The 13,429-nt window shown below is 42.1% G+C and carries 15 protein-coding genes; 3 read left to right on the top strand and 12 right to left on the bottom strand.

The window, feature by feature from the left end:
• Positions 1–2: 2 nt before the first annotated feature.
• The 12 genes from flgK to H3302_RS04295 all read right to left on the bottom strand — a co-directional run bounded on the left by flgK (position 3) and on the right by H3302_RS04295 (position 11,491).
• Positions 3–2,012 carry a flagellar hook-associated protein FlgK gene (gene flgK / locus H3302_RS04350; RefSeq protein WP_182396187.1) on the bottom strand — a complete coding sequence of 670 codons (2,010 nt, stop codon included), beginning with the start codon at positions 2,010–2,012 and terminating at the stop codon, positions 3–5.
• A gap of 13 nt (positions 2,013–2,025) precedes the next feature.
• Positions 2,026–2,982 (bottom strand): flagellar assembly peptidoglycan hydrolase FlgJ, encoded by a 957-nt coding sequence (gene flgJ, locus H3302_RS04345; protein ID WP_182396186.1) that lies wholly within the window; start codon positions 2,980–2,982, stop codon positions 2,026–2,028.
• Between the two features lie 125 nt (positions 2,983–3,107).
• The gene (locus H3302_RS04340) at positions 3,108–4,202 is read right to left on the bottom strand and encodes a flagellar basal body P-ring protein FlgI (RefSeq protein ID WP_036970188.1); all 1,095 of its coding nucleotides are present in this window, start codon (positions 4,200–4,202) and stop codon (positions 3,108–3,110) included.
• Positions 4,203–4,214: 12 nt separating this feature from the next.
• Positions 4,215–4,898: a flagellar basal body L-ring protein FlgH gene (gene flgH / locus H3302_RS04335; protein WP_036970191.1), complete on the bottom strand. Its 684-nt coding sequence runs from the start codon at positions 4,896–4,898 to the stop codon at positions 4,215–4,217.
• Positions 4,899–4,913: 15 nt separating this feature from the next.
• Entirely contained in the window at positions 4,914–5,702 is a 789-nt protein-coding gene (gene flgG, locus H3302_RS04330) for a flagellar basal-body rod protein FlgG (protein ID WP_036970195.1), read from the bottom strand.
• A gap of 21 nt (positions 5,703–5,723) precedes the next feature.
• A complete protein-coding gene (locus tag H3302_RS04325; protein WP_036970198.1) occupies positions 5,724–6,488 on the bottom strand; it encodes a flagellar basal body rod protein FlgF in 765 nt (254 codons plus the stop codon).
• Between the two features lie 149 nt (positions 6,489–6,637).
• Positions 6,638–7,981, bottom strand: a complete 1,344-nt coding sequence (flgE, locus tag H3302_RS04320; protein ID WP_074988697.1) for a flagellar hook protein FlgE — start codon at positions 7,979–7,981, stop codon at positions 6,638–6,640.
• A gap of 50 nt (positions 7,982–8,031) precedes the next feature.
• Positions 8,032–8,715: a flagellar hook assembly protein FlgD gene (locus H3302_RS04315; RefSeq protein WP_074988698.1), complete on the bottom strand. Its 684-nt coding sequence runs from the start codon at positions 8,713–8,715 to the stop codon at positions 8,032–8,034.
• Between the two features lie 13 nt (positions 8,716–8,728).
• Complete coding sequence (flgC, locus tag H3302_RS04310) at positions 8,729–9,160, bottom strand: flagellar basal body rod protein FlgC (RefSeq protein WP_036970207.1); 432 nt, start codon at positions 9,158–9,160, stop codon at positions 8,729–8,731.
• Positions 9,161–9,162: 2 nt separating this feature from the next.
• The gene (flgB, locus tag H3302_RS04305; protein WP_036971676.1) at positions 9,163–9,573 is read right to left on the bottom strand and encodes a flagellar basal body rod protein FlgB; all 411 of its coding nucleotides are present in this window, start codon (positions 9,571–9,573) and stop codon (positions 9,163–9,165) included.
• A gap of 133 nt (positions 9,574–9,706) precedes the next feature.
• Positions 9,707–10,537: a protein-glutamate O-methyltransferase CheR gene (locus H3302_RS04300; protein ID WP_036970209.1), complete on the bottom strand. Its 831-nt coding sequence runs from the start codon at positions 10,535–10,537 to the stop codon at positions 9,707–9,709.
• Positions 10,538–10,558: 21 nt separating this feature from the next.
• Positions 10,559–11,491 carry a chemotaxis protein gene (locus H3302_RS04295; RefSeq protein ID WP_036970211.1) on the bottom strand — a complete coding sequence of 311 codons (933 nt, stop codon included), beginning with the start codon at positions 11,489–11,491 and terminating at the stop codon, positions 10,559–10,561.
• A 142-nt stretch (positions 11,492–11,633) separates the two neighbouring features.
• Between H3302_RS04295 and flgA the strand changes: the two genes are divergently transcribed.
• The 3 genes from flgA to flgN all read left to right on the top strand — a co-directional run bounded on the left by flgA (position 11,634) and on the right by flgN (position 13,162).
• A complete protein-coding gene (gene flgA, locus H3302_RS04290; protein ID WP_036970214.1) occupies positions 11,634–12,338 on the top strand; it encodes a flagellar basal body P-ring formation chaperone FlgA in 705 nt (234 codons plus the stop codon).
• Positions 12,339–12,417: 79 nt separating this feature from the next.
• Positions 12,418–12,738: a flagellar biosynthesis anti-sigma factor FlgM gene (gene flgM / locus H3302_RS04285; RefSeq protein ID WP_036970217.1), complete on the top strand. Its 321-nt coding sequence runs from the start codon at positions 12,418–12,420 to the stop codon at positions 12,736–12,738.
• Positions 12,731–13,162: a flagellar protein FlgN gene (gene flgN / locus H3302_RS04280; protein WP_036970220.1), complete on the top strand. Its 432-nt coding sequence runs from the start codon at positions 12,731–12,733 to the stop codon at positions 13,160–13,162. Before flgM ends, flgN begins: the two co-directional genes overlap by 8 nt.
• Positions 13,163–13,429 lie beyond the last annotated feature (267 nt).

The following is a 13,429-nucleotide window of genomic DNA, read 5'->3' as shown; positions in this document are numbered from 1 at the left end:
AATTACCTCGCCGCACTTAATAAGGTATCAAAAATAGTACGCGCTGTTGCAAGTACTTGTGCTGATGCCGCATACGATTGTTGGAACCGCAGTAAATTGGCCGCTTCTTCATCGAGGTTTACACCTGACAGAGATTCGTACCACGCTTCTGACTGCTCTGCGAGCGCATTAAATGCTGCGCCGTTCGTTTGCGCTTGACTAGTGATAACACCAATGTCGGTTACGATCCCCGAATAAGCCTGATTAAATGTTTGATGATTATCAGCCGTGCTACTCGCTTCAACGTTTTGACGCACTAACTCACCATTTTGTAGGTCAGCAAGTAATAAACCATTACGGTTATCATCGAAACCACCCTCATTGAACTCAACAGTAAACGTATCACCTATTGCAGGTGTACCTTCGATATTAAAATCAAACCCGTAAGTATCGTAAGGTGCTCCCGCTTGCGCAAGAATATTTTCTGCAGGTGGCGTAATCGTAAAAGTACTGGTGCCATTGCCGTCGGTAATTTGATATTCGTTAGCATTGGCGGTTTTTACTAGGGTAATATCACCGTTTGCTAAGCTCGGTGGTGGACCAACCGCAATTCCACTTGAATTGGCAATATCTGATACAGTTCCAGCTGAAATACTCGCGTCGCTGTTATTATTAATATCATTTGCGGTGCGAATGGGTGATGCCAGCGCTAAATCTTCTGGACGCTCTGTTGCCAATTCTAAGCTTGTTGCTGCCTGTGAATTTAATTTAATTTGAAATTGATCGCCTGCGTTTGCAGTACCAGACACATTTAGCTGTAAACCGAAGGCTTCGCCACCGGTGATCGTTGATGAATCAATCACACCGCCAACCACATTTGCTGTTGATGCGGTGCCTACCGGTTCACCTTTATTATCGATTGCCTGAATTTCAACTGTCGATGCGCTGGTGTAAGTAACTATAAAATCACTGGCAGGCAACTCACTGCCCTTACCAGATTCAAGTGTTGCCGTCATGGTCGATGAACCGGTATTAGCTTGATAACCAAAACCATTCACCGTTGGAATGGCAAAAATATCACCACCAATTTCACCATTTGCGTCCATACCAAGACGGTTTTGCTGATTAAAGGCATCAGCAAGGGCTAAGCCCATTTGGCCTAATTGATTCTGGGCTGGCACTAAAATGTCATCACGAAATGACAGTAAGCCGCCTATTTTGCCTTTAAGTTTACTTACATCAACCTCAAGCGGCACGGCTTTGCCACCATTAACATCTAAATGTAGCTCTCTAAAGCTGGGATCGGGATCGCCAGTAAATGAAAACAGGTTAAATGTACCGCTTTCCATCACTAATGCTTGGCCAGACCCCAAATAGACTTGTTTCTCACCGTTATTACCGTTGAGAGTTTCTACATCAATGAGTTCTGATAAGTCACGAATTGCTTTGTCGCGCTCGTTGTACAGTCCGCTAGACGCTGATTCACGATCAGTGCCATGCACCGCGGCAATTTTAGAGTTCAATTCGCTAATACTTTGGATTAAGTTATTTGCTTCATCCGAGAAAATTTCTAATTGCTCATTCACGACAGTCTGCTGGTCAACCACGATGCTTGAAAGCCTGTCCATTTGATCAATGAGGTTTTGTGCATCTGTCATAACCAGCGAACGCGCCACCGTCGATGAAGGCTGATTTAAGCTTTCTTGAACATTATTAAAAAACGAGTTAATGCTGGTTGATAAGCTATTCGACTCTTCAGAAAACAAGCTATCGACTCGGCTTGCTTCTGTTACAAACTGATCAAAAAATGCTTTATTTGACGTGTCACGATTTAGCTGTTTTTGAGCAAACTCATTGAGTAAACGATACGTTTCACCCCGACCAACTTGGTTGTCGATCATGGTGCTGAACTCAGTGCGCTCACGAACATAACCCGCTGTATTTACATTAGCTATGTTTTTACTGGTCGTTTGTAAAAGCTCAGAATTCGCTCTTACACCTGAATTTGCTATGTCATATAAGCTGAATGACATGAGGACTTACTCCTTAACGTACCAATGAAGCAGCGACGCTTTGAAGCTCAACACGCTTCAATACCTGCTTAATTTTGTTGGCATAATTTGGATCAGTTGCATAACCTGCTTTTTGTAACGAATCTAAAAAGGCTGCGGGTTCTGCGGTGTTTTTTAGTGCGTCTTGATAACGTGGGTTTTCATTTAAGAAATCCACAAAATCATTCACACTGTCTTTAATTGACTGATAAGAACGGAAGCTTGCATGCTTTTTAACAGGCACACCTTGCTCAAACTCAAGCGTAACTTTACTTGCTTTGTCACCTTGCCAGCTCTTATCAGATTTAATGTTAAAAAGGTTATTACTACTGGTGCCATCCGCTTTACTAATAATATGCTTACCCCACCCTGTCTCAAGCGCAGCTTGAGCAACCATCACAGCAGGGTTTAAACCAATTTTTTCAGCCGCATTTTTTGCGTGCTCCCAAACAGAGCTAATGAAAGACTCAGCATCTTCAAAGCGGTTTTCTGATTGCTCATCAGTGACAACTTCAGCCATTGGGTGTGTTTCTGGCTTAGCTTCTTGATTACCGCGAACACGCTTATCGCTATCAAACTCTGCGGTTGTTCTTAACACGGAGCCAGGAGTAAATTTCTTACCGTCGGGCGATAACTGCTGCACAATAAGATCAGCCAAACCCAGTGAGCCGTTAGAAGACAACTCAACAGAAAGCTGTTGATCATGCATTTCTTCAAAGAATTTTACGCCACTCGAGTTAAACGGACTGTCTTTGTCTTCAAAGGCTTCATTAGCCTTACGCATGCTTTTAAGCAGCATTTGCGTAAAGATAGATTCAAATTGTGCCGCCGCTTTTTTCAGCGCCTCTTTTGACGCATCGCTAGAGGCATCACTTTTTAGAGCACTTTGACGCAATGAGTCTAAGTTGCCTAAATCAAAAAAGTTTTGTTTGTCGAGATGATTCGTATCCATCAGCTTTTTGACACAATAATTAATAATGCATAATCAAATGCAATAATTACGCCAAAAGAGGATTTATCAGATTGAGGGAAGGTAGAAATGAAAAAACGCGCTGATCTCAGCGCGTTTTTAATTGATTATATAATAACAAGTTGCCCGTTTATGGCTCCCGCCTCTTTCAACGCTTCAAGGATAGCCATTAAGTCACCAGGGGCGGCACCAACTTCGTTTATCGCTCTCACTAAATCATCAAGGCTAATACCTGGATTAAACACAAAAGCACGAGAGTCATCTTCATTAACATCGATAATACTTTGGTTTGTCACCACCGTCTCGCCTTCGCTCAGTGCATTCGGCTGCGATACGTTTTGCTGCTCAGCAATGGTCACGGTTAATCCACCGTGGGTAATTGCAGCTGGCTGTAATTTTACGTTTTTACCAATAACAATGGTGCCCGTACGTGAATTGACAATAATTTTTGCCGCAGTATCAGCCGGTGTGAACTCTAAGTTTTCAAGCGTTGATAAATACGATACGCGCTGCGATGCATCGCGCGGTGCAATGACACGTACAGACGCGGCATCAATTGCTTGAGCACTGTTTGGCCCAACTAAATCATTAATAGTTTGCTCTAGGCGCTTTGCCGTTGTGAAATCTGGACGATTCAAATTAAAGGTGATGTAGTCACCTTGCATAAACGGGCTTTTAACAGCGCGCTCAACCGTTGCCCCATTCGGAATTCGGCCAACGGTGGGAGTGTTTATAATCACTCGGCTGCCATCAGCACCTTCTGCGCCTAGACCACCCACGACCAAACTGCCCTGTGCAATGGCATACGTATTACCATCAACCCCTTTCAAAAAGGTTTGTAATAACGTACCACCGCGTAAGCTTCCTGCACTGCCAATTGAAGACACGGTAATATCAATGGTTTGACCTGGTTTTCTAAACGCGGGTAACTCGGCATGTACAGCAACGGCTGCAACATTTTTAATCTTTGGTTTTAAGTTCGCAGGAAGCGTGATACCGAAGCTATTTAACATCGCTTTAAAGCTCTGCTCTGTAAAACGACTTTGCTCGCCCGTGCCAGGTAAACCCACCACTAAACCATAACCGACTAATTGATTTGAGCGTACACCCTCAACCATAGACACATCTTTAACTCGCTCAGCCTGAACAGAAAACTGTACACTAATTAAGCAAAGAGCAATAATGTATTTAAACCCATTCATGATTTGTATCCTCTAAAATGGGAAAATAGAACTGCTAAAGAAACGAGTTAACCAACCCGCACTTTGCGCTTCTTGAAGTTGACCTTTACCTGAGTATTGAATGCGCGCATTCGCAACTCGGTTTGAAGTCACCGTATTATCTGCTGTCACATCTTGGGGACGCACTAAACCTTCAAGACGAATAAACTCTTCACCGGTATTTAAAGTAAGCCACTTTTCGCCACGGATCACTAAGTTACCGTTCGGCAAAACTCGCATAACATTAACTGAAATATCACCAAATAAGCTGTTCGATTGATTCGATTTAGAATCACCTTTAAATGATGAATCTGAACCAATACCAAATTGGATACTATCACCACCTATATTCACAGGATTGCCGCCTAAACCAATGACTGGGTCAAGGCTTGCGTCGGTTTCTTTATCGGTTTCGGTTTTCGCCGCTTTGGTTGCCTGAGTCGATTCTTGCAGTTTAACCGTGATGATATCGCCTGCCCGCAACGCTTTTTTATCTGAATACAGGTCATTTGATAAATAACTATCAAATAATGAACCAGTGGGTACCATTTGCTCTGCTGCAGGCTCTGGGTACATTGGCGCATAGTAAGGGTCATCCTGAACCACATGGTTATTTTGTGTTGCCATACAACCACCGAGCAATAACGCTGTTGATGTGACTAAGATAATGTTACGCATGCTGCCTCCTACCCATTATAACTGTTGGTTAATGTAACTAAGCATTTCATCAACAGCCGAAATCACTTTTGAATTCATTTCATAAATTCGCTGTGTTTCAATGAGGTTAACGAGCTCTTCTGTTACATTCACATTTGAAGTTTCAAGTGAACCTTGTACAACAGTTCCTAAACCATCAATACCGGGATTACCTTGCACAGGAGCCCCACTTACAGCCGTTTCGGTGTAAAGGTTTTGACCCATAGGCTCAAGGCCAGATGGATTGATGAAATCACTGATAGTTAGCTGACCAATAACAACATTGTCAGCTTGGCCTGAGATACGCACCGACACTTCACCATCTTGTGATACCGTAATTGATTGTGCATCGTCTGGCACATTCATCTCTGGTTGCACAGGAAAACCGGCTCCCGCGGTAACAATGCGGCCATCTTCATCGGTGGTAAATTGACCATTACGCGAATAAGCGATATTGCCATCTGGGAGTAAGACCTCAAAAAAGCCCGGTCCTGAAATCATCCAATCCAATGAATTTTCAGTGGTAAGCATGTTACCTTGTGAAAAGTTCTTTTGGTTAGCAACCACTTTCGCACCCGCGCCTAACATCAAACCTGATGGCATTTCAGTGTCTTGTGAGGAACGACCACCTGGCTGATTAATATTTTGATACAGTAAATCTTCAAATACGGCGCGGCTTTTTTTGTAACCGACCGTGCTGGCATTCGCGAGATTATTTGAGATCACCGAAATATCGGTTTGTTGGGCGTCAAGCCCGGTTTTACTGATCCACAATGCAGGATTCATAACTCTACCCTCTCAGTCATCTTAAACAATGCGTAACAGCTGATCTTGACGTTCATCAATTTCTTCCGCTGTTTTCATCAATTTAACTTGTAATTCAAATTGGCGTTGATTGCTGATCATATCGACCATTTCATGTACGGGGTTAACGTTGGACATTTCAAGGGTGCCCGAAAGCACTTTTACATTATTTGAAATGTCGCAAAACCCACATAAATCATTTACCAACATGTCTGGCTTTGGCCTAAATAAGCCATCATTGCCTTTTTCTAGTTGATTGTTATCGGCTTCGATTACCTTTAAACGATCAACCACTTCTAAAAAGTTTGCAGGTGCCCCTTGTGGACGCACCTGAATTGACCCATCAGAACTAAATTCAATCTTCTCGATTGGTAAAGGCAAAATAATGGGGCCACCTTCGCCAATAACTTGACGACCATGACTGGTCATCAATGCGCCATCGGGAGTAATATTCAGCGTGCCTGTTTTGGTATAGGCTTCATTGCCCGATGCATCTTGTACGCTTAACCAACCCCGATCACTCATGGCAATATCAAGTTCTCGGCCTGTTTCAACAAAACCACCCGACTCCATGTTAGAACCTGGGCGCTCTTGCATTGCGAATACACGCGATGGCAAGCCTTCGCCAAATGCTTGCATTGAGCGTGCTTGTGCAAAATCAGCTTTAAAGCCAGTGGTGTTTGCATTTGCTAAGTTGTTTGCCTTTAATTCAAGGCCACGCAAGCTTTGCTTTGCACCAGACATGGCAATGTAGACCATTTTGTCCATAACATTGACTCACTAAAAATACGATAACTATGAAATGCAATAAAAGTGCCAAAGTAAAATTGACGCGGAAATAAGAAAAGGAAAATAAAAAAAGGCTGCCAATAGAGGGGGCAGCCTTTCGTGTCGGATTAAGCTTAGAGCCGCTAAAATTAACGGATCTGTAAGATATTTTGTTGTAATGTTGAGTTAACTTCTAAGGCACGTGAGTTCGCCTGGAAATTACGCTGTGCGCTGATAAGGTCAACCAGCTCATTCGTTAAGTTAACGTTTGATTGCTCAAGTGCTGATGAGTTAATTGAACCCAATGTGCCTGAGTTGGGCTCACCCGCAATAGGCTCGCCCGAGGTTAGGCTTTTCTTCCAAGAAGTGTCACCTGCTTGTTGTAAGCCTTGAGAGTTTGAAAAGCGCACCATAGCCACTTGGCCTAAGAATGAAGTATCGCCATTGCTGTATGAAGCAACTACTTTTCCATCTGCACCAATATCAATGCCCGCTAAACGACCGACTGTCGCACCATCTTGCTCAAGTGCTTTTACTTCAAAGTTACTAGCGTATTGCGTAGGCACTTTATTAGCGGTGCCTGCTTCATCACGCCAATTAACCGTGATTTCATTCGGGAACTGTGCGCCATTACCAAGTAGTGTCGATAAACCTGTTGAAGCATCTGAAGGCAAAATAATGTCATCAAATGTGGTTTCTGGAGCGGTTACGTTCGGTAAACCCGCCGCCGTGAACTCAAGTGTATCAATTGGCGTGTGTGCACCTGTGCCCGTTGCAGCACCTGAAGCATCAAACGCTTGACCATCCATTGTGGCGTACACTTCCCACGTATTTGGCGTTGCTGTAGGGTCTTGCTTTACAAAAAATAACTGTACAACATGCGGCTCACCTAATGAGTCATAAACAGTTGTTGAAGTAGACGAGTTATAGCTCGTGCTATCAGTTGGATCAAAGGTTGTCGTTGTTGGCGTATCGACACGTGCGTCTAAATTCATTGAGCTGTAGATATTACTCGTATGACGAGGCGAACCTGAAGCATCAGGAATTTGAATCGGTGAAGTAGTACTTAAACTTACCGACGTCGTATTACCCGTTGATGGGTCAACAGGGAAACCTTGCAAGTAGTTACCATTGGCATCAACAACAAAGTTATCTGCATTTAATTTAAATGCACCCGCACGCGTATATGTAAAGTCTTGTGATGCGATGTCATCACTCATCGCAAAATAACCTTCCCCTGTGATTGCTAAATCAAGTGAGTTATTTGTGAATGATAACGACCCTTGGTGAAACTGTTGTGCAACCGTTGCTGTTTTAACACCGTCGCCGTTTTTTGTTTTACCAGAACTAAATACTGACGATGCGTACACATCAGCAAACTCAGCACGCGACTCTTTAAAGCCCGTTGTGTTTACGTTGGCAATATTATTTGCCGTTACGTCTAAATCTTTTTGTGCGGCTGCTAAACCTGTTAATGCAATATTGAAGCTCATAACTCACCTCTAACCTATCTCTTAGCCTAAGCTAACCCAAACCTTTTTAATTATGCGATTTCAGCTATATCAGTTAGCCTAACCGCACCCTCTTTTGTATTTACGATAATGCCGCTGCTGCCATTAATATTGACACTTTCAATGTTCTTAAAGGTTGCCAGAGGCATGCTGCTGTAGTCTCCATTTACGAAGCCTTCAGCGCTAATATTGTATTCGCCTTCAGGAAGAACATTGCCCTCACCATCTTTACCATCCCACTCGAAACGGTGAGCACCGGCAGATTTCGATCCTAAATCAATAGTGCGAACTAATTGTCCCGTCGAATCAGTGATTCTTAACGTAAGAGATTCAACAGTTGTTTCTGCCACAACGGAACCTTTAGCTAAATTTTCGCCATCAAAGTCAATAGTCTCTGACTCAAGCAATGCTTGCTTACCCACTAACGTTGACGCTTGTAATGCCGAATTTGATGTCATGGATGCAGTGAGTGACTCAAATTTTGTGTTTAAATTTGAAATACCTTCTGCCATGGTAAAGTTCGTCATTTGCGCAATCATTTGATCGTTATCAGCAGGATTGCTCGGATCTTGAAACGACAACTGCTGCGTTAACAACGAAAAGAAATCTTCTTGAGACAGTGTATTACTGTCTTCTTTTGCTGTTGGCGTGTTTGTCTCATTCCAACGCAAGCTATCCATATAGGATGATGATGCAGAGCTGATGTCGTTACTCATAACTTATCCTCGATTACCGTTGTCCTAACAACAGTGTTTTACTTAACATTTGCTTAGCTGCATCAGCAACTTGCACATTTGTTTGGTAAGAGCGAGAGGCAGAAATCATATTAGCCATTTCTTCTACAACGTTGACATTTGGTTTATAGATATACCCATTTTCATCCGCGCTGGGGTGATTCGGGTTGTATTCTATTTGTAGCGGCTTATCGCTCTCTACAATGCCTAATACTTTAACGCCAACAGAAGAGCCCTGCGGATTACTTTGCGATGCTGACGCTTTTGTAAGTTCAGCAGCAAACACAGGATGGCGCGCTCGGTATGTCTGGTCTTGGCTTGAGCTAATTGTATTTGCATTCGAAATATTACTTGCTGTGGTATTTAAGCGAACATTTTGTGCGCTCATACCCGTGCCCGAAATATCAAAAACATTATATAAACTCATGATTAAGCTCCTTGACTACCGAGGGCTTTTTTAAGGCCTTTAATTTTACTACTCATAAATTGCAGGCTTGCCTGATACTCTAATGAGTTTTGTACATACAAGTTTCGTTCCACTTGTATATCAACAGAGTTACCATCACCTGTATCTGCTTGATTTGGCGTACGAAACATTTCTGAATTACCAACAAATCGACTGCCACCGGCAAGGTGTTTCTCATCCGTTCTTACCATGCTATTGCCGCCGTGCTGGTTGCTTTTTGCCGCTTTTAATGCGGATGCAAAATCGACATCTTTCGCTTTATAGCCCGGCGTATCAGCATTAGCGATATTTGTCGCTAATAACTCAGCGCGTTGTGAACGGATCAACATGGCATGAGGATGCACACCGAATGCTTTATCAAAACTGATAGCCATAACCATCTCCAAAAATTTGACTCTCCTTAGCTAATGCAAAAGGTAAGCCAAAAATTAAGCATGATTATTTTATAATTAAGGTGTTGATATATAATGAAATTAGCAACCTAAGAACTAGGTTGCTAAGGAAAGATTACTTTTTCTGGTAGATGATACCCGGATTACATCGCACCATATCAAAACTGTCACTAAGGCCAGCCATTGACTCTGAAGCGCCTAAAAACAGGTACCCTTTTGGATTAAGTGCTTGCGCAAATTGCGCGATAATTTTTGCTTTTACTTCGGGTGCAAAGTAGATCAATACATTACGGCAAAAAATAATATCAAATTTACCCATCAAGGCATACGAATCCAATAAGTTTAAATGCCTAAAACTGACCATTTTCTTTATTGGATCAACTACTTGAGCCATACCGTTACCACTGTCTTTAAAAAACTTTTGACGTCTTTCAACAGACAGGCCACGTGCCAAAGCCAGTGAGTCATATTCTGCGTTTTTGCACATATCAAGCATAGTATTAGAAATATCTGTGCCGATAATTTGTGCGCCCATTTTTAAAACGCCAGGTTGCTTAGATTGAAACTCAGCAACCGACATGGCAATAGAATACGGTTCTTGACCTGATGAACTTGCCGCTGACCAAATTTTAATTGGACGACGCAATTCTTTGAATTCAGGGAAAAGTTTAGTTTTAAGCAATTCAAATGGGTATTGATCACGAAACCACAAAGTTTCGTTTGTTGTCATTGCATCAACCACTGCGGCACGAAGCTGCCTCTCGTGAGGACTCAAGGTTTTACTTACCAACTGTGACAATGACTCAACATTAAAACGCGCCATCAATGGCGCCAAGCGACTTTTCACTAAATAAAGTTTGTTATCGCCTAGTACAATGCCACATTGTTGCTCTAAAAAAGAGCGGAACTGATCGTATTCGCTTTGTTGTAAGTGCTTATTTTCCAAAGTAATACCACCTATAAATAATTAATCACAATGAACCCACTTTTTAACGGCAGTCGCTAATTCGTCTGGGTTAAATTTTGCAATAAAATCATCGGCACCCACTTTTTCTATCATCGCTTGATTAAAAACACCACTGAGTGATGTATGCAAGATTACATGCAAAGGTGATAATTTTGGATCGGCCTTAATTTCTGCGGTTAAGGTGTAGCCATCCATTTCTGGCATTTCAACGTCTGAAATTAACAAGCCAACTCGCTCAGTAATATTATTTACACAATCAAGTTCTGCTATTTCACGTAAGCGTATTAAAGCTTCTTTACCATTTTTAGCGAGTTCAGTTTGTACACCGAGAGGTTCTAACGCACGTTTTACCTGATTACGCGCAACGGCCGAGTCATCAGCAATAAAAACGATTCGCTCCCCTAAATCTTTTTGGATTTCTCCCTCACCAATCACATCCGCACTTACTTCAGTGTTAACAGGGCAAATTTCGTTAAGGATCTTCTCGACGTCTAAGATTTCTACCAGTTCGTTTTCTATTTCAGTGACCGCGGTTAAATAAGAGTAACGCCCTGCACCTGAAGGTGGCGGCATAATTTTTTCCCAGTTCATATTAACGATGCGCTCTACGCCACCGACTAAGAACCCTTGCACTGAACGATTGTATTCCGCAATGATAATAAAACTATCTTTGATATTTTCAATGGCAGGACCGCCAACAGCCATTGATAAATCGATAACAGAAATGGTTTGACCACGAATGTGTGCAACACCACGAATATAAGCATTCGATTTTGGCATGTTTGTAAGCGGTGGACATTGTAGAACCTCTCTTACTTTAAACACGTTAATACCAAAGCGTTGTCGCCCTCTGAGTTTGAATAATAGTAATTCAAGGCGGTTTTGCCCAACCAACTGTGTACGCTGGTTTACTGAGTCTAAAATGCCTGCCATTTCAATCTCCTAAAGATAAACAACCAGAGCCGGAACAATAATTGCTTACTTTGTGTTAAAGCTACATAAGGTTACGAAGCGTCTGTTTTTTGACGCAAAATATTTATACCTTGTTTTCAACAATAAGCATAGTCGAAACAATATGAGTTTGTTAAAAAAAAGCCGAAGATACAGTGTTTTTTATTTTCTTTCTAGCTTGTTATTTGCCACGCATCTACAAGCTGAAGTGTATAATAACGAGCAACTTCAACAAATCGCTATTGATTTTGTCAGCGAGCAGATCCCCGATCTCGATACGGCACCGCAAGTAAGTGCATTACCACTTGATAGCCGTATTCCAGAAAGATTGTGTGAATCGCCATTAAATAAAACATTACCGACAGAACCTCCTTTTAATCGGCAGGTTACCGTACAACTTAAATGCGATGACATAAATAGTTGGACTCAATATGTGCATGTTCGCATTATTGAGCTGGAACCCGTTGTTGTCGTAACAACCAATTTAGCACGCGGTGAAGTAATTAGAGCAGAGCATTTGCGCTTAGAGATGAAACCTAAGCAGTTTGTAAGAACGCAATATGTTCAAGAAAAATCAATGCTTGTCGGCAGTCGTAGCAAGCGCAATATTCGCAGTGGTGTGCCTATTGTAATGAGCCATGTTTGCATGGTGTGTAAAGGCGACAATGTGACTATTTATGCTTCACTGCGTGGCTTGAGGATCAAAACAACAGGTATTGCGCTTGAAGATGGCACATTAGACGAATTAGTACGTGTAAAAAACAAAAAATCAGGTAAAGTATTAAATGCACGTGTGGATGGTGTTGAGTCTGTGCAAGTGAATATTTAATTTTTTATATTTATGCTAAAGTATCCGCTGTGCCCGCCGATATATAGGCATATGTTGGGTAATGTATAGGTCAAAAATTATGGTAAGCAATGTCAATAATGGTCAACAACAAACTTCTGTGTTGACGAATACCAAGCAAAAAAATCTTGATTTACAAAAAGATAACGCTAACGCGGCAGCGGCAAAATCGACAGCGCCAAAAGCAAGTGCAGATTCGGTAAGCTTAACGCCTCAGGCTAAACAACTTAAATCTTTACAAGATAAAGCTGAACAGTCGTCTGGCTTTGATAGCAATAAAGTGGCTGAGTTAAAAAAAGCAATCAGCGAAGGTAAATACCAAATTGATGCTGAAAAGTTAGCTAAAAATATCGCCGCATTTGAGTTTGATGTGTATGGCTGATCATAATCATTTAATCGCCAGCAAATTAACACAACAAGTCACTTGTTTAGAGTCTATTGCTGTGCTTTTGGATGATGAATTAACAGCCATTGCTGCAAAACGTGGTGAGGGGCTAAAAAGTATTGCCCAACAAAAAGTCTCTCTACTACAGCAAATTCAGTTAATAGATAAAGAAGTGCAAACGCTGGTTAGCAAAAATGACTCGCCAGATGATGAAGTAAACGAACTCATTTCTAAAGTAAACTCTCTTCTTGCAGCCTGTAAAAAGAAAAATGATGTGAATGCACATGCAGCTCATCAAGCCCAGCTTAGTGTTAAGCAACTAAAAGATATCTTGATTGGCGCACCTTCATCGATGACCTACGATCAAGGTGGCAGTGTGATTCAAGGCGATAAAAAAATAGTGCATAACCTTAAAGCATAATGCCCGTTACTCGTTTCTAGCTACTCGTTTCTCGTTTCTCGTTACCCGTTGCTCGTTACCCGTTGCTCGTTACCCGTTGCTCGTTACCCGTTGCTCGTTACCCGTTGCTCGTTACCCGTTGCTCGTTACCCGTTGCTCGTTACCCGTTACCCGTTGCCCGTTACCCGTTACTCGTTTCTCGTTTCTCGTTTCTCGTTTCTCGTTTTACAAACTACCCAATTCAAAAAGAAAGCGCGATAATTATCGCGCTTTTCTTATTTAAGCTTA

It is taken from the genome of Pseudoalteromonas sp. MT33b (genome assembly GCF_014117385.1).
Taxonomy (GTDB): domain Bacteria; phylum Pseudomonadota; class Gammaproteobacteria; order Enterobacterales; family Alteromonadaceae; genus Pseudoalteromonas; species Pseudoalteromonas lipolytica.
This window is presented reverse-complemented; position numbering and strand designations above follow the sequence as displayed.